Annotated in this window: 21 protein-coding genes; 13 read left to right on the forward strand and 8 right to left on the reverse strand. The window is 65.2% G+C overall.

What is annotated here, in order from left to right; genetic code table 11:
* Positions 1 to 8: 8 nt before the first annotated feature.
* From ACGVWT_RS04910 to tatC, 3 genes are read left to right on the forward strand one after another with little or no spacing between them, the layout of a single operon-like run.
* Entirely contained in the window at positions 9 to 248 is a 240-nt protein-coding gene (locus ACGVWT_RS04910; RefSeq protein ID WP_017979566.1) for a twin-arginine translocase TatA/TatE family subunit, read from the forward strand.
* 29 nt (positions 249 to 277) lie between these two features.
* A complete protein-coding gene (gene tatB / locus ACGVWT_RS04915; RefSeq protein WP_315461466.1) occupies positions 278 to 685 on the forward strand; it encodes a Sec-independent protein translocase protein TatB in 408 nt (135 codons plus the stop codon).
* Positions 682 to 1,461, forward strand: coding sequence for a twin-arginine translocase subunit TatC (gene tatC / locus ACGVWT_RS04920; protein WP_116461777.1), 780 nt, complete (start codon positions 682 to 684; stop codon positions 1,459 to 1,461). The genes tatB and tatC overlap by 4 nt, the downstream gene beginning before the upstream one ends.
* Positions 1,462 to 1,527: 66 nt before the next feature.
* Here tatC and ACGVWT_RS04925 read toward each other — a convergent pair whose 3' ends face one another.
* From ACGVWT_RS04925 to ACGVWT_RS04935, 3 genes are all read right to left on the reverse strand, one after another.
* Positions 1,528 to 1,662 carry an entericidin A/B family lipoprotein gene (locus ACGVWT_RS04925; protein ID WP_017979563.1) on the reverse strand — a complete coding sequence of 45 codons (135 nt, stop codon included), beginning with the start codon at positions 1,660 to 1,662 and terminating at the stop codon, positions 1,528 to 1,530.
* Positions 1,663 to 1,941: 279 nt separating this feature from the next.
* Positions 1,942 to 3,480, reverse strand: a complete 1,539-nt coding sequence (locus ACGVWT_RS04930; protein WP_315461465.1) for a sensor histidine kinase — start codon at positions 3,478 to 3,480, stop codon at positions 1,942 to 1,944.
* A gap of 62 nt (positions 3,481 to 3,542) precedes the next feature.
* The gene (locus tag ACGVWT_RS04935; protein ID WP_017979561.1) at positions 3,543 to 3,713 is read right to left on the reverse strand and encodes a NepR family anti-sigma factor; all 171 of its coding nucleotides are present in this window, start codon (positions 3,711 to 3,713) and stop codon (positions 3,543 to 3,545) included.
* Between the two features lie 243 nt (positions 3,714 to 3,956).
* On the opposite strand from ACGVWT_RS04935, the gene ACGVWT_RS04940 reads away from it, so the two are divergent.
* The 3 genes from ACGVWT_RS04940 (at position 3,957) to ACGVWT_RS04950 (ending at position 5,754) form a co-directional block, all read left to right on the forward strand.
* Positions 3,957 to 4,766, forward strand: coding sequence for a response regulator (locus tag ACGVWT_RS04940; protein WP_116461779.1), 810 nt, complete (start codon positions 3,957 to 3,959; stop codon positions 4,764 to 4,766).
* 95 nt (positions 4,767 to 4,861) lie between these two features.
* Complete coding sequence (locus ACGVWT_RS04945; RefSeq protein WP_315461665.1) at positions 4,862 to 4,999, forward strand: hypothetical protein; 138 nt, start codon at positions 4,862 to 4,864, stop codon at positions 4,997 to 4,999.
* 98 nt (positions 5,000 to 5,097) lie between these two features.
* A complete protein-coding gene (locus ACGVWT_RS04950) occupies positions 5,098 to 5,754 on the forward strand; it encodes a sigma-70 family RNA polymerase sigma factor (RefSeq protein WP_315461464.1) in 657 nt (218 codons plus the stop codon).
* A 24-nt stretch (positions 5,755 to 5,778) separates the two neighbouring features.
* On the opposite strand, the gene ACGVWT_RS04955 is transcribed toward ACGVWT_RS04950, so the two are convergent.
* Complete coding sequence (locus tag ACGVWT_RS04955) at positions 5,779 to 5,949, reverse strand: hypothetical protein (protein WP_315461463.1); 171 nt, start codon at positions 5,947 to 5,949, stop codon at positions 5,779 to 5,781.
* A 73-nt stretch (positions 5,950 to 6,022) separates the two neighbouring features.
* Here ACGVWT_RS04955 and ACGVWT_RS04960 point away from each other — a divergent pair, with 73 nt between their 5' ends.
* The 6 genes from ACGVWT_RS04960 to ACGVWT_RS04985 all read left to right on the forward strand — a co-directional run bounded on the left by ACGVWT_RS04960 (position 6,023) and on the right by ACGVWT_RS04985 (position 12,357).
* Entirely contained in the window at positions 6,023 to 8,713 is a 2,691-nt protein-coding gene (locus ACGVWT_RS04960) for a bifunctional [glutamine synthetase] adenylyltransferase/[glutamine synthetase]-adenylyl-L-tyrosine phosphorylase (RefSeq protein WP_315461462.1), read from the forward strand.
* A complete protein-coding gene (locus tag ACGVWT_RS04965; protein WP_315461461.1) occupies positions 8,706 to 9,161 on the forward strand; it encodes a peroxiredoxin in 456 nt (151 codons plus the stop codon). Before ACGVWT_RS04960 ends, ACGVWT_RS04965 begins: the two co-directional genes overlap by 8 nt.
* Positions 9,162 to 9,234: 73 nt before the next feature.
* Positions 9,235 to 10,506: a multidrug effflux MFS transporter gene (locus ACGVWT_RS04970; protein ID WP_315461460.1), complete on the forward strand. Its 1,272-nt coding sequence runs from the start codon at positions 9,235 to 9,237 to the stop codon at positions 10,504 to 10,506.
* Between the two features lie 54 nt (positions 10,507 to 10,560).
* On the forward strand, positions 10,561 to 10,902 hold the full coding sequence (locus ACGVWT_RS04975) for a DNA primase (protein ID WP_116461784.1): 342 nt from the start codon (positions 10,561 to 10,563) through the stop codon (positions 10,900 to 10,902).
* A 348-nt stretch (positions 10,903 to 11,250) separates the two neighbouring features.
* Positions 11,251 to 11,910 carry a hypothetical protein gene (locus ACGVWT_RS04980; RefSeq protein ID WP_017979552.1) on the forward strand — a complete coding sequence of 220 codons (660 nt, stop codon included), beginning with the start codon at positions 11,251 to 11,253 and terminating at the stop codon, positions 11,908 to 11,910.
* Between the two features lie 111 nt (positions 11,911 to 12,021).
* Positions 12,022 to 12,357 (forward strand): HNH endonuclease, encoded by a 336-nt coding sequence (locus ACGVWT_RS04985; protein ID WP_315461459.1) that lies wholly within the window; start codon positions 12,022 to 12,024, stop codon positions 12,355 to 12,357.
* Between the two features lie 48 nt (positions 12,358 to 12,405).
* Here the strand turns inward: ACGVWT_RS04985 and ACGVWT_RS04990 are convergent, their stop codons facing one another.
* Entirely contained in the window at positions 12,406 to 13,053 is a 648-nt protein-coding gene (locus tag ACGVWT_RS04990) for a hypothetical protein (RefSeq protein WP_315461458.1), read from the reverse strand.
* A gap of 176 nt (positions 13,054 to 13,229) precedes the next feature.
* Positions 13,230 to 13,430, reverse strand: a complete 201-nt coding sequence (locus ACGVWT_RS04995) for a hypothetical protein (protein ID WP_315461457.1) — start codon at positions 13,428 to 13,430, stop codon at positions 13,230 to 13,232.
* A gap of 119 nt (positions 13,431 to 13,549) precedes the next feature.
* Here ACGVWT_RS04995 and ACGVWT_RS05000 point away from each other — a divergent pair, with 119 nt between their 5' ends.
* The gene (locus ACGVWT_RS05000; RefSeq protein ID WP_116461787.1) at positions 13,550 to 13,975 is read left to right on the forward strand and encodes a biopolymer transporter ExbD; all 426 of its coding nucleotides are present in this window, start codon (positions 13,550 to 13,552) and stop codon (positions 13,973 to 13,975) included.
* Between the two features lie 21 nt (positions 13,976 to 13,996).
* Here ACGVWT_RS05000 and ACGVWT_RS05005 read toward each other — a convergent pair whose 3' ends face one another.
* Together ACGVWT_RS05005 and ACGVWT_RS05010 are read right to left on the reverse strand one after the other, a co-directional pair.
* Entirely contained in the window at positions 13,997 to 14,896 is a 900-nt protein-coding gene (locus tag ACGVWT_RS05005; RefSeq protein WP_315461456.1) for a hypothetical protein, read from the reverse strand.
* The gene (locus tag ACGVWT_RS05010; RefSeq protein ID WP_394425408.1) at positions 14,880 to 15,716 is read right to left on the reverse strand and encodes a HipA family kinase; all 837 of its coding nucleotides are present in this window, start codon (positions 15,714 to 15,716) and stop codon (positions 14,880 to 14,882) included. The genes ACGVWT_RS05005 and ACGVWT_RS05010 overlap by 17 nt, the downstream gene beginning before the upstream one ends.
* Positions 15,717 to 15,720 lie beyond the last annotated feature (4 nt).

Below are 15,720 nucleotides of genomic sequence, written 5' to 3' on the forward strand. Positions count from 1 at the left end.
GATATGCCATGGGCAGCTTCAGCCCGATCCATCTGCTCGTCCTCGCCGTCGTCGCGATCCTACTGCTCGGTGGCGGGCGGTTTTCGAACCTGATGGGCGACGTCGCCAAGGGCGTGAAGAACTTCAAGAAGGGCATGGCCGAAGACGACGACGCGGCCGCGAAGCCTGCTGCACGTATCGAGGCGCAGAAGACCGCCGACCCTGCGTTCGATCGCGACGGTAACCGCATCCGCGACGAACAGCGTTGATCCGCGTCGCCCGATAGTATCCGGCGTCCATGTTCAACATCGATTCGAGCGAGTTCCTGTTGGTCGCGATCGTGGCGCTTGTCGTGATCGGGCCGAAGGACCTGCCAAAGGCGATGCGCGTCGTCGGCTATTGGGTCGGCAAGGCGCGCGGCGTCTCGCGCCAATTCCGGCAGGGCTTCGACAATATGGTCCGTGAGGCGGAACTGGCCGAGATGGAAAAGCGCTGGGCGGCCGAAAATGCGCGGATCATGGCGGAGCACCCGATGACCTCCGATGCGGAGTCCGAGGCCGCTGCGGGTGTTTCGCCCGCGCCGACGCCTGCCGGGCAGCATGAGGTCCAGCATGACGAGGCAGAGCCGGTCATGGTGGAAAAGCCCGTGGTTGCCCCGGCCCCCGATCATAAGCCTGCACCGCAGTCCGACGGTACGCCGTCATGAGCGATGTGGAAGACGAGATCGACGCCAGCCGCGCGCCCCTGCTCGATCACCTGATCGAACTGCGCCGTCGCCTGCTCTATTGCATCGTCGCGGTCGTGCTGGCCTTCGGCGTCAGCTATTTCTTTGCCGAGAATATCTTCGCCTTCCTCGTTCAGCCGCTGCTGGCGGTGGGGCAAAAGACGTTGATCTACACGCAAATCTTCGAAGCGTTCTTCGTGAAGGTGAAGGTCGCCTTCTTCGCGGCGATGATGATCGCCTTTCCGGTGATCGCCAACCAGCTGTGGCAGTTCGTCGCGCCGGGCCTGTACCGTAAGGAAAAGCGCGCTCTGCTGCCGTTCCTGCTCGCGACACCGGTTCTGTTCATCGCCGGCGCGGCGCTCGCGTATTATATGGCGATCCCGATGGCGCTGCATTTCCTGCTGGGATTCCAAGGGAATATCGGCGGCGTACAGCAGGAGGCGTTGCCGGGCATCGGCAACTACCTGTCGTTCGTGATGCAGTTCCTGTTCGCCTTCGGTCTTGCCTTCCTGTTGCCCGTGCTGCTGATGCTCTTAGAGCGTGCGGGCATAGTGACGCGTAAGCAACTGATCGGCGCACGGCGCTATGCCATCGTCGCGGCGACGGCGATCGCGGCGGTGCTGACGCCGCCTGACCTGATGAGCCAGGTGCTGCTCGCGGTGCCGCTGATCCTGCTCTACGAACTCGCCATCATCGGCATCTGGTTCACCGAGCGTCGTCGCAGCAAGGACACCGGCACCGACATCGTCGAGGCATAAGAAAAGGGCCTCCGCTCATTGAGGAGCGGAGGCCCTGCGCAGCCGGGTGAGGCTGAGCCCGAAGGCTTACTTGGACTTGTCGGCCGTCTTGGCGACCGTCTGGCCGGCTGAGCTGACGTCCTTGCCGACGCCTTCCACCGTGTTGCACGCGCTGACCATGAGCGCGCCCGCGACGACGGCGAAACCGAGAACCTTGCGCATAAAACCTCCTGAACGTGATAGCCCGAGAACAATGATCGGTCAGGCCATTCGTTCCGGCTCCGCAACTGAGCGGGCAGGGACACGAAGGTTTTGAGGCTGGAAATGAGTAAGGCCCGAAAGCATCACCGGGGGGGGGGAGGGTGGATGCTTCCGGGCCTATGTCGTGGATCGCGAGAGCGGGGGGCATAAGGTCGCGATCCGCAGTGCATAACACGGCCAACGGACCCCGGTTCCACGTCCGTCGGCGAATTTTTACGAATCTTTATCGTCTATAAGCCGTCAATCGCGGCCCATCACGGCAATCGCGATTTCATAGGCGCCGGTCATCGGATCGTGGTGCAGGGGCGCGCGCAGCTGCCGCGACAGACCCTCGATCACTCGGCCGTAGCGAGTCGATAGCAAGGTCTCCAGCCGTTCGCTTTCCACGAACGCGCGCGAAACGACCCGCAGCTTTGCCTTCTTGTCGTCCTCGCCGGGTTTGACCGCGACCCGGACCTGGGCGGCGGCATCGCAATTCATCGCCAATTCGATCGTCTCGGTGACGAGGAACGCGACCGCGACGGCGACGTCCTGGTTCACGAGGTAGGGATCGACATCCAGCACGATCGACAGGCTGGTGGCCCCTTCGGGCGCTGTCGCACGGATGTTGGAGGCGAGCTCGCCGATCACCGATCGCAGGTTGAGGCCACGATTGTCCTCCATCTCGGCGAAATGGTTGCGGTGAACGACGGCGAGCGCATCGACGCGGCGCTGGATCGAGGCATAGGCTGCGGTCGCATCAGGGCTGGGCGCGCCGCGAGCATGGAAGTTGATTAGGCTGGAAATGACCTGAAGGTTGTTCTTCACCCGATGATGGACTTCACGCGTCAGCTTGGTCTGGCGCACCACCGCCTCCGCTAGACCAGCTTCGTGCAGCGCCACCGTGCGGCTGATCGCGCGGAAGGTGTCACCCAGTTCGCGAATCTCCTGCGCGGGCAGGGGGCCGAGCTTGCCCGGATCGATGACCTCACCGGGCGTGTAGGCCGCTACACTGGCGCGGAGTACACGCAGCGGCCGGATCAGCAGCCGATCGACGATGAACCACGACAGGCCTGCCGCCGCGGCCCACATCAGCAGTGGCAGCATCAGCGCCACGAGGAAGGACGAGGTGATGGGCGCGCTGCGGATGCTGGTGCGCAGCGCGAGGCCGCCAAGGCCAAGATCGGTCTGCACCGTCTCGACCCGATCGAACGCGCCTAGATCGGGAATGCGCGAGAGCGTCAGCGTTTCGTCGTCATGTACTAGCGCGCTTGCAAGCGGCATCGCCCGTGTGCCGGGGGCCGCGAGCTGCGTCAGGAAGGCTTTGGGGAAGAAGACGCGTGCCGAAGGGCCATGGCGCAAGCCCGGCAGTGACAAGATCAGGCCGCGATCGGGTACAATCGCTGCGCCGACCGGCGTGCTGGTATCGATCGCGACAGTGGCGTCGAACGGTTCGCCGCACAGCAGCCGGCCATTGCGATCGACGATCGAAAAGCGCGTGCCGATCGTCGATTGCTGCGCAAATACGCCTTGCGCACGGGCGCAGCTGGGCGCGTCACCGGCGTCGGCCTGCAACGCGGTGACGGCGACGCGCAGCGCGGTCATGTCGCCGACAAGCTCGATGGCGATACTGCGCGCGCTTTCGTTGGCGGCAATGCGCAGCCGGGCGCGCGCTTCAGCGTCCGCGGTCCGGCCGGTCTGCAGCGTGGCGCCGATCGCAATCAGGGCGAGTAGCAGCAGTGCGACGCTGAGCGTGATGAAGAGCTTGGCGCCAGTTGGCAGGCGCGAGAGCATGGACATGGGGGCCATCGCCGTACGGCGCGGTAACGAGGCTGCGTCGGGTTGGGAGGCCATGCCCCCTGCTAGGCGAGCTTGTTCAGCAGGTCGAGCATTTCGTCTGGCACCTGTTCCTCGATGGTCTTTTGATAGGCCGAACGCAGGGCCGCGCCCATGTCGCGATCCTTGCTCTGAACCTTGGCAGGAGACTTCTTGGAAGACGCCTTCTTGTCCTTGTTGCCGGGCAAATCCAACATGTCCCCCTGGTGACCCGGCTAAACCCGGGCAGTCGACGCTACACGAACGGACCCGCTTTGCAGGTGCGGTTTGGCCGTTCAAGTGGCGATGAAACCAAAGTCGCGTTCGTTGGTTCCATTGCAGCGCGAAAATTCCGCAGGTCCGAGGGGGCGGGTGGGTTCTTCGACAAACACCGTTGTAAAGGTACGGGCGCCCGCTCAGATGGGGTGCCCGTTCAGTATCTCAGGGAGTGAACACGACCCATGTCGCTTGGACAGCAACTCGCACCGCACCTTCCTTTCCTGCGGCGCTACGGCCGGGCCCTGACCGGCAGTCAGAATCAAGGCGACAAATACGTCCGTGCGACGCTGGAGGCGATCGTTGCGGCGCCGGACCAGTTTCCGCGCGACGTCGATCCGCGGCTCGGCCTGTATCGCATGTTCCAGGGCATCTGGGCTTCGGCCAATGCCGATGGCGAAGCGCAGACTTCGCAGAGCGATGCCGAGGGCACCGAAGCGGTGGCGCGTGCGCGCCTCGCTCGCATGACGCCGCTGTCACGGCAGGCGCTGTTGCTGACCGCGATGGAAGGCTTCTCGCCCGAAGATGCTGCCTATCTGATCGAGGTCGACACCAGCGAGGTCGAGAGTCTGGTCGCCGAGGCGCTGGCCGAAATCGAGAAGCAGACGCGTGCGCGCGTGCTGATCATCGAGGATGAGCCGATCATCGCGATGGATATCGAGACGATCGTACGCGATCTGGGCCATGAGGTGACGGGCGTCGCCGTCACTCGCGACGAAGCGGTCGCGCTGGCGATGGAAGATCGCCCCGGTCTGGTGCTGGCGGATATCCAGCTGGCCGACGACAGTTCGGGCATCGATGCGGTCAAGGACATCCTCGCCGAATTCGAAGTGCCGGTGATCTTCATTACTGCCTTCCCCGAACGCTTGCTGACCGGCGAGCGGCCCGAGCCGACGTTCCTCATCACCAAGCCGTTCCAGCGGTCGACGGTGAAGGCGGCGATCAGTCAGGCGCTGTTCTTTGATGAAGCGACGGTGCCGGCGGCGGTGGCCTGACGGCGTAGCGGGCGTGGTTGGGCTCTGTCCCACCCGCCCGTCATCCATTGACGAAAAGTTACGGACCCAAAACGGGTTTCGGGGGTTTGATGATCATGGCTGATCCAAACGAACCAGTGCATGTCACCGCAACCGAAGCCCGTGCGGGCGCGACCCCGGGAGTTGCCCGCTACGTGCTCGGCATTTCGCTGGTGTTCGTCATCGCCATATTTGCCTTTCTGATCTTGCGCTGACCGCAAGGCTTTTCGGCCGCACGACTGGTATTTGCCGGAAGAGACACCTATTTCGCCAGACAGGCGGCGATGTTGTCCCCGGCTTCGAACGGATTTGCATGACCCAGCCCGCTACGCGCGACGACCAGTATGACGATGACGACGATGCGGTGGTCGAGCCGATCGAACACGTTGCGCTGTCGGATCCCGAATTCAAAAAGCAGCTTGCGCAGGTCATCCCGCATTTGCGCGCTTTTGGCCGCTCGTTGTCGGGCAGCCGCGATCTCGCCGACGATCTGGTGCAGGAAACGCTGCTGAAAGCATGGGCGGCGCGTCAGCGCTTCCAGGCCGGCACCAACATGCGTGCCTGGACCTTCATCATTCTGCGCAACCTGTATTTGTCGCAGATGCGTCGTGCGCGCTTCAAGGGCGAGTGGGACGATCTGGTTGCGGATCGCATTCTGGCGGCGCCGGCAAGCCAGGATCGCCACGTCGAACTGGGCGACATGCAGCGTGCCTTGCTGCACCTGCCGCAGCCGCAGCGCGAGGCGTTGATCCTCGTCGGTGCCGGTGGCTTCGCCTATGAAGAAGCTGCTGAAATCTGCCAGGTTGCGGTCGGCACGATCAAAAGCCGCGTCGCGCGCGGGCGCGTGGCGCTGGAAACGATCCTCAATGATGGGACCCTGCCGTCGCGCCGCGAGCATGAGCAGGACGTCAACAAGACGGCGCTCGATACGATCATGGGGGAAGTCGACGAGCTGAGCCGCGGGCGCTGAGGTAACCCGCCGCTTTCGCGCGGATCAGTGCGTCGCGCGATCGATCCGCTTCAGCAACATCGCAAAGTCTTCCGGCATGTCCGCGCAGCCGAAAGTGCCGCGCAAGCTGTGGCCGAGTGCGTCGGTCGAGCGCGGGCGCCGGACGACATAGTCGCCCTGACGGCTTTTCTCGACGTGATGCGCATCGGCGTTCATAATCGTTCCAACGGCCGGATACGCGAATTGTTGCGTGAGAATGACATCGGTCGTTCGCGAAGGATGTGACGCGATGCCCTCCGGTTCAGGCTCCGATTTTACCGATGCCATCCAGCGTGCACGATCACATGCGCCCTTTCTATCGCTGCTGCTCGATCGTGAGCCGGTGCTGGCGGAGCGGCTGGCGGCGGGGCAGATCGAGCTGGGCTTCACCAGCGCCGAGGCGGATATGCCAGTCGCACGACAGTTGCGGTTGGACCGGAGAGCCTTGGCGTTATCGGTGGCGATTGGCGATCTCGCCGGGGCGCTCGATCTTACCGCGGTAACGCACGCCTTGACGGATTTCGCCGACGCAGCGCTCGACCGCGCGATCCGTGCCGCGATTGCGGAGCGAACGCCGGGGGAGGAGCCGCGCGGCTTCGTCGCTATTGCGCTGGGCAAGCAGGGCAGTCGCGAACTCAATTATTCGTCCGACATCGATCCGATCCTGCTGTTCGATCCCAAAACGCTCCCACACCGGGCGCGTGAGGAACCGGCAGAGGCGGCGGTGCGGATCGCCAAGCGCGTCGTCGAGCTGCTGCAGGCGCGCGATGGCGATGGCTATGTGCTGCGGGTCGACCTGCGGTTGCGCCCATCCCCCGAAGCGACGCCGATCGCGCTGCCGGTCGAAGGGGCGATCGGCTATTACGAAAGCCAGGCGCTCGCATGGGAGCGGGCGGCGTTCATCCGGGCTCGGGTAGCGGCTGGCGATAAGGCGCTAGGCAGCTATTTCCTCGAGGCGATACGACCATTCGTGTGGCGGCGCGGGTTGGACTTCGGCGCGATCGGCGAAATCCGCGACCTGTCGCGGCGCATTCGCGACCATTATGCGAGCGGCCAACGCTTCGGCCCCGGCTACGACCTGAAACGGGGGCGGGGCGGTATCCGCGAGGCGGAGTTCTTCGCGCAGATCCATCAGCTCATCCATGGCGGGCGTGACCCTGCACTGCGGGCACCGGCGACGCGCGATGCCTTGGCGGCACTCGCCGCAGCGGGCTGGATCGGCGCGGACGAGGCTGCGGCGCTTACCCGATCCTACACCTTGCTGCGCACGATCGAGCATCGTGTTCAGATGGTGGACGATCGGCAGACGCACACGCTGCCGACCGGCGAGGCGCTGGACGGGGTGGCGCGGCTTCATGGGCTGGCGGACGGCGCCGCCCTGGTCGAGCTGTTGCGCGAACCGGTAGCGACCGCCGGGCGGATCTATGATGCGCTCGACGATGGGCAGGCGGCGGGGCTGCCGCACGAGCCACAGGCGCTGGCCGACTGGCTCGAGACCGCGGGGTTCGCGGCAGATGGCGAGGGGGCGAGCAAGGCCGCTGCGCGGATCGGAGGGTGGCGGGCAGGGCGCTATCCCGCGCTGCGCAGCCAAGCGGCACGCGCTGCGCTGGAGGCGGTGCTCCCCGTACTGATGCCGGCGCTGGCCGGAGCGCCGGACCCCGCCGCGGCGCTGCTGCGGCTCGATGTCCTGTTCGAGCGGCTGTCGAGCGCGATCAATATCCTGCGCTTGCTGGAGGCGCGGCCGGGGCTGGCGACCTTGCTCGCGACGATCCTCAGCCATGCTGCGCCGCTCGCCGACGCACTGGCGACACGGCCCGAACTGATCGACTGGTTGATCGACGCGAGCGCATTCGAATCCCTGGGCAGCGTTGCCGAACTGGCCACCGAATTGGGGGCGGGGGACGAGGGCGATTATCAGGCGCTGCTCGATACCGTTCGGCGGTTGGTCGGCGAGAAGCGCTTTGCGGTGGGGGCACAGATCGTCGCAGGGGCGGCGGACCCACTCGATGCGGCGGGCGGCTATGCGCGACTGGCGGAGGCGGCGATCGAGGTCCTCGCGGCGGGGACGGTCGCCGAATTCGCCCGGGCGCATGGCCGGGTGCCGGACAGTGAGTTGATGATCCTCGCCTTCGGTCGCACGGGCGGTGGCGCGCTGACCCACGCTAGCGATCTCGATCTCGTCTATCTGTTCACGGGCGACTTCGCGGCGGAATCGGATGGCGCGAAGCCGCTGGGCGCGACGCTCTATTACAACCGGCTGGCGCAGCGGATCACGGCCGCGCTGTCGGTGCCGACGGCGGCGGGGCCGCTCTATCCGGTGGATACCCGGTTGCGGCCGTCGGGAACGCAAGGACCCTTGGTGGTGTCGGTCGAGTCCTTCGCGCGCTATCAGCGGGAGGACGCCTGGACGTGGGAGCATATGGCGCTGACGCGGGCGCGGCCGGTGTTCGGCTCGCCCGCGGCCCGTGTTGCCGTCACCGGGGTGATCGCCGAGGTGCTTGAGGGCGCGCGACCCGAGCGAGACTTGCCCGCAGAGGCGGCAACGATGCGCGCCGACATGGCGCGGCACAAGCCGCCCGCCGGGCCTCTCGACGCGAAGCTGCTTCCGGGAGGGCTCGTCGATCTGGAATTCACCGTGCATCTGGCGCAGCTGCTGCATCGGAGCGGTTTCGATCCCGATCTGCGCGTGGCCATTCCGGCACTGACCGCGGCGGGGGTGTTGCCCGATGGGCTGTTGACCGCACACGATCTGCTGACGCGGCTGCTCGTGACGCTGCGGCTGGTCGCACCCGATGCGCAGGAGCCGCCGCCCGCGACGCAGGCGCTGATCGCGCGGGCGTTGCGGCTGCCCGACTGGCCGGCGGTGCTTGCTGCCTTTGCGGCGACGCGGCAGGAGGTGGAGGCCGCATGGCGCGGCATGACAGGAGGATGCGATGGATGACGGCGCGCCGATGCCGGCGGTGAGCGTGACGACCCCCGATGGCCAGACGATCCGGCTGACCGATCTGCCGCTGCCGGCCGTCGTCTATTTCTACCCCAAGGACGATACCAGCGGCTGCACCCGCGAGGCGCAGGACTTCTCCGCGCTGGCCGAGGACTTTGCCGCTGCGGGTACGAGCGTGATGGGGGTCAGCAAGGATCCGCCGGCCGCGCACACCAGGTTCATCGCCAAACATGGCCTGACCGTAAATTTGGGCAGCGACGAGGATGGCAGTGTCTGCGACGCGTTCGGCGTGTGGGGCGAAAAGAAGCTCTACGGCAAGACGTATATGGGGATCGAGCGCGCGACCTTCCTGTTCGGCGCGGACGGCGCGCTGGTGCGCGCGTGGCGCAAGGTGAAGGTGCCGGGCCATGCTGCCGCCGTACTGGAGGCGGTGCGCGCGCTCTGACGGCAGGTGGGCGGCACCATCGGTGCCGTAGCGGGTTCCTGTTCGCGTCGCTTGCGCCTACAGGGAAGCCATCGTGACCCGTCAGACCTTGTCCACCGCGCCGGCCGTCGCCGGCGCCCCGTCCACGACCGTTGCCCCGGAACCGGCGGGCGCCCCGATCGGCTTCGTCGAGTTCGTCGCGCTGGTGGCGGCGCTGATGTCGCTGGCGGCGCTCGGTATCGATTCGATGCTCCCCGCGCTGCCCGCGATGGGCCGGTCGTTGGGCGTGGCGACCGAGAACCAGCGCCAGTTCATCATCACCGCCTTCATCCTGGGCTTCGGCGTCGCGCAACTGGCGCATGGGCCGCTGGCGGATCGCTATGGGCGGCGGGCGGTGCTGTTGTGGGCGATCGGGGGCTATGTGGTCGCCAACATCGCCTGCGCGGTGTCGGCGAGCTTCACGCTGCTGCTGGCCGCGCGCGTGTTCGGGGGCGCGATGGTGGCGGCGACGCGGGTGGCGACGGTGGCGATCGTGCGCGACTGCTATCACGGCCGGCCGATGGCGCGGGTGATGTCGATCGCGTTCATGGTGTTCATGGTGGTGCCGGTGATGGCGCCGGCGTTCGGCCAGACGGTGCTATTGTTCGCCAATTGGCGCGGCATCTTCTGGGTGGTCGCGGGCCTCAGCCTCGGCATCTGGACCTGGTTCTTCATCCGCATGCCCGAAACGCTGCGCCCCGAAGCCCGGCAGCCGATGTCGGTAGCGCGCATCTGGGCTGGGTGGAAGCAGACGCTCGGCGACCGCTTGTCGTTGGGGTACACGCTGGCGTCGACCTCGCTGATGGGCGCGCTGTACGGCTACCTCAATTCGGTGCAGCAGATCATGTTCGACACGTTCGACCGGCCCAAGCTGCTCGCCGTGATGTTCGCCGTGACCGCGACGCTGATGGCGGGTGCGAACCTGACCAATGCGCGGCTGGTGATGCGGCTGGGCACGCGGCTGATCAGCCATAGCGCGGTGACGATGCTGGTGGTGCTGAGCGCGATCCACCTCGCCATCGCACTCGCCGGATATGAGACGCTGGTCGGCTTCGTCGTGTTGCAGGCGCTGACCATGGGCTGCTTCGGCCTCGCCACGTCCAACTTCTCGTCGATGGCGATGGAGAATATGGGCGGGATCGCCGGCACCGCCTCCAGCGTGCAGGGGTTCACCAGCATCACCGTCGGCGCCGTGGTGGGCGTCGTGATCGGGCAGGCATTCAACGGCACCACCGCGCCGCTGGCCGCGGGGTTCCTGATCTGCGGCCTGATGTCGCTGCTGGTCGTCGCGATCACCGAGCGGTTCCGCCTGTTCCGCCCCGCCTGACGGAACCCGGCCCGCATCCCCGCCGTTCGACCCGGGCAATCCAGGAGAGATACGATGGGCGGACATCAGGTGCAGAGCCACGGGTCGGGCGACGATGGCTATGACGAGGAAGGCTATGACGAGAGCCAGCGTGCCGAGATCCTGGAGGCGACGCGCAATGGCCCCAGTGACGGCTTGGTCCTGACCGATCTGAACCCTGACCTGGGCGACGACGATGTCGAGGACGAATCGATCGACGAGATCGACATGGATTCCGAGGAGGTCGGCGAGACCGACGCCAGCGTGACCATGGACGAAGCCGACATGGACGAGGATGACGCCCAGGACGATTTCGACGCCGACGCGACCGACGACGACACGCTGGACGACGCCGACGACGCTGCCCTGCGGCCCTGATTTCCCCTCGTTCCCCCATGCGCTGACGGCGCTGCCTTCCGGTCGGAAGGTGGCGCCTTAGCCACGTCCGGGCCCGATCCTTTCGCACCTGCGTTAGTAGATTTGTCGGCGCCTTGGTATTTCCGACACACCCGAATTGCGGCGCCGCTGGGGCATCTGCCTTGGAAATGCGCGGTTTCGTTCATCGGCTAGACAGGAACTGTGGCAAGTTTGTCACGTTTCCCGGCCGATCCGGTAAAAGCCGTCCCGCGCTGCAACAAAGCCGTAATCTCCGTGTTTGGAGGGGCCTGGGCAGCGAGCGGACACGGTCCCCGCCGCCCGAGTTGAGGCAATAAAGGTATTCACATCATGCGTAAGCTCGCCCTCGCGGCCGCCGTTGCGGCAGCGTCTTTTGCCGTCCCCGCCTTCGCGCAGGACATGTCGACCACCGCGACGACCGACGCGACCGCGCCGGCTCCCGTCGACGCGCAGGCCGACACCGCGCCCAAGGCTCCGGACGGCACGCGCGCTTTCGGTATCGAGCCCTATGTCGCCGTGATGGGCGGCTGGGAGCAGTTCGATCGTCAAACCGTCGCCGGCATCCCCGCGCAGCCCAAGGGCTATAACCTGGACGGCGCGCTGATCGAAGGCATCGTCGGTTTCAACGTGCCGCTGGGCCCCGTGTTCGTCGGCGCCGAGGGCGCGGTCGCCAAGGGCGTGTCGGGTGACATCGACTGGCAGTATGGCGCGTACGGCCGCTTCGGCTTCCGCGCTGGCGACAGCGGCCTGTTCTACGGCAAGGTCGGCTACCGCTGGAACAACTTCAACAACTTCGCACCGGGCGTGCAGGGCGACCTGAAGCGTGACTATCACGCGACCGTGTACGGCATCGGCACCGAAGTCGGCCCGAAGGACATTGGCCTGGGCGGTCTGACCGGCAATTCGGGCCTGCGCCTGCGTCTCGAAGTGTCGACCTTCGACAATGCGCACAGCTTCCGTCCGATGGGCGGCGTGGTCGCGCACTTCTAAGCGCGTATCGCACCCGGCAACGGGTGACGGCTAGCGAGGGGGCGGATCTGCTGCGGGCAGGTCCGCCCCCTTTGCATTGGGGCGGGGCGCCGGCGTTCCTATATCCGGGCCATGACCGGACGCGTGAAGCGCAAGGCGGGGCTGGCCGCCGCCGAGGCCCTGACCGCCCGCAGCGCGGCGCCCGAGACGTGCGCGCTGTGCGAGCGGCCGCTGGGCACGCGGGTGGAGTGGCACCATCTGGTCCCCAAATCCGAAGGCGGCCGCGTGACGGCGCCGGTCCATCCGATCTGCCATCGCACCATCCATGCGACCCTGCCCAACGCGCAGCTGGCCCGCGACTATGCCGAGCCCGCGGTGCTGCGCGCGCACCCCGACATCGCGCGGTTCCTGGCGTGGATCGCCGACAAGCCCGCCGACTTCCACGTGCCGGTGCGGCGGCGTCGCTAGCCGCGGACGGTTCGAAAAGTCACAAAAGTCACGCCGACGCACGTGGTTTCACGGTTCATGTTCGGGCGGCGGGTGCGGGCGGTAATCGTCGATGTCGATCAGGTCCGCCTCGACATCGGTGTCGGTGATCGCCTCCATCGCCGGCCCGAAGCCCATCGCGCGGACGGCGAGATGATGTGCGCGCAGGTTCGCCGCATCGCGCGAATCGAACAGCCCCGGGTTGAGGTGCCGCAGCAGGAACATCAGCATCCGGTCCGATGGCCGGCAGATTTCGGCGGCGATGCGGCCTTCGCGCCAGACGACCTGCGGCGTGCCGCTGATCGCGCGCTCCATCGCGACGCTGAGCAATCGGCCGCTGGCCCGCATCATCGCGGCATCCCACGCCTTGGCAAAGGCCGCGCCCTGCGGATGGTTGCGCAGGCGATAGGCGGAGCGCGGTGTGATGTCCGCCATCTCTGCCGCTTCGGTGATGCGGCCGGTGTTGGCCAGCGTGTTGAGGAAGATGCGCTGGCGTTCTGCGGTCCAGCCGTCGTGACGACGGCGCAGCTCGACGGTCAGGCGATCCTCGACGATCTCGCGCGGCGCGCGGGGCGGGGGTTTGCGCTTGGGCCGGCGATAGGACGGCGGGTCGAAGGCGGCGTCGTCCGCATGCGAGCGCGGGATGGGGCCGGAATCGTCGTCGGGGAAGGATGACATACACGATGCTCCTGTTCGAGGAGCCGATCCAGCTACGCGCGATCGGGCGTGTAGGACAGGGGGTGTCGTGAGACGCAGGAAAAGCCGCCATCGATCAGCGGCTTGGCCGGGCGGCGGGAGCGGTGCGATCCAACAGGCGATGCCGGATCGCCGCGGTGCAGCCCCGGCGAGCGCGATCAGGGGGCGAGCAGGTTGGCGACGGCGGCGACGTCGGCGGCATTGGCGCCCGTGGCGGTCGCATCTGTGGTGGTCGCAGGAGTGGCGGCGCCGTTGCCGGCGGGCGCCGATCCGGCGACGTCATAGGCGAACCACAGGATGCCGCCCGCCCAGAGCAGCGCCGCCCAGCGGCTGCGGAAGAGGCGGGGGTTGGGGAGCATCGCGGCAGTCTGGCCCGGCCGGCCTTGCCGGACGGTTGCGGGGGAGGGTTAATCGCCCGCCCTTGACGGCAGGCACGCATCGTGATGTTCTACCATCACATCGATAAGGAGACGTCAGGATGCCACGCAAGCGTGCCTTCTCCGCCCCGGCCGGCCCCGCCTTTGACGCGCCGCTGTCCGACCTCAACATCACGCCGCTGATAGACGTGATGCTGGTGTTGCTGGTGATGATGATCCTGACGCTGCCGACGGTGCTGCACAAAGTGCCGATCGACCTGCCGCAGGGCAAGGCGCCGCCGTCCGAGACGGTGACGCACCCGCTGGTGCTGGCGCGCGACGGCACGGTGACGCTGGATGGCGCGGCCTTGAGCGACGCCGGCATGCCCGCGCGGTTCAAGGCCCTGGACGCCGACCCCAAGGCGCTGCTGGTGATGCGCACCGACCCGGAGGCGCGCTACGCCCGGTTCGACGCGGTGCTGGCCGAGGTGAAGCGCGCGGGCATCACGCGGTTGGGGTTCGCGGGGAATGAGGCGATGGTGGAGTGAAGATTACTTTAAAACTAAAACCTAGTTAAGTTTTAGTCGGGGTTGCACACTCGCATGGACACTCATGTTTGGCTGACCTTTCTTGGGAGTCGGTTCGGCTAGCGATGCCAGTTCTATAACGAACCGATTGCGGTCGTCGCGGCTTTCCCAATTGATCAGTGTTGCGCCCTGGTGTTCAGCCGCCTCCAGTGACGGGGCAATAATGGATTCCATGCCAGAGCTTGCTTTGTAAACAAGCTTTGGCTTGGTGTTATCCTCGCCGAACGTCATGCGAGCCTGTTCAAATACAAGTGCAGATATTGCGATATTGGCGATCGTGCGGCGAACAGAACTGTCGTCGGCTGAGGCGTCCGCAGTCTGAATAACGTGCATTGCTCCATTTTTCAGGATTAAATCCGCAGATAGCCCTTCCGCTACTTTGTGATTCTCAACAATCCGATGCGTTTCCAAACCCTCACCCTTTTTGGCAAGGACGCGTTCGGACTTAAATGCGGATTTAACCTCTAGCAAAAGCTTGGTAGGGCGACTGCGCACTGCGCGAGGTGGTGCCTTTTCAGGCTCGACTAGCTTTTCCAGCAGCTTGCTTATATTTGCATTATAAGAAGCTTCGTCGTTAGAATAGAACTCCCCTAGCGATGAGAAAGCTATGGGCGTTGCGTTTGACATAAAGGCAATGCGATCGATTGCATTCGCGCTCACGTTCTCGCGAGCAAAATCATCAAGAACGGCTAGATCATTTAGCGTCTCACGAACGGCGTCAAGGTCTACCGCCCCGGAAATAGCGCGAAGCTTATCAAGGCTCTTAGGCGCGCGTACATCCAGCTTATTGTCTTTGAGGATTACAATCGCGAGGTTCAGGCGCTCGTTGCGCACTTCGTCCGCGGGAAATTGTGCAACTGCGAATTTATAGCAGTGATTCATCGCCTAGCCCCGACCGTAAGGCCGCAAGCCGACTCGCAATCTGGTGTTTTGACCAAAGCTCACAGATGCTCTCTTTCTGTTCGGCGCTCATCCAGTCATCCGGCATTAGGCTCAGAAAACGGGTGATCGTCTCTGCCGGAATTGCCGCAAGCCGGTCGATCATTTCGATCGCCGCTTGCGGAAAAAAGCCGTGCCGAAGCCGTAGGAACTTACCTATGCGGACTGTGGGGTCGCTGGCAACCGGGAACTTGATAGCCGCCAGCCCTTCTAAGCTACATGAGGCAAAATCGAAAACGCATAGCCGTCTCGTAAAGCCCTCAGTTTGCAGCAGAAAATTCTGCATGCTTCGGTCCCAGTTTCCGGCGAAAAGGTCGAAGGCATATAACTGCGAAAGGTATGCGCCAGGCCAGCTTGAAGGCTGGCCAAGTTCCCCCCGCTGGGGGGTCATCAACAGGTTGTGGAGTTCCATCGCCGATGCCGGGGATGCAATTTGGCGCGAGCCGAAGAAGGAGGCGTCTGCGTCCCATCGTTCGACGATAGCGCACTCCGGTGTGGCAAAGCCGACATGATGAGCAAGGTGCGTGAAGAACCATTCAGTCGCTCGAATTCGCCGGCCGCTGTGATCCCCTTTGCAGTAGTATGTCCCGCCCCGGTCTCCCTCACAGTGAAATAGTATATCTGCCCCATTTGGGGGAGCTGGATAGATCGTGCTCGCGCGAACAGGAAAAAGGCTTGGTTCTGCCGACATGAATGGGGGCACGATCCTACCATCGCTCTTGATAAGCAAGTCCTCAGGTCGGGATCCCCTAAATGTCGGCATTCCC

The organism is Sphingomonas sp. S6, from assembly GCF_043498045.1.
In the GTDB taxonomy this organism is placed as follows: domain Bacteria; phylum Pseudomonadota; class Alphaproteobacteria; order Sphingomonadales; family Sphingomonadaceae; genus Sphingomonas.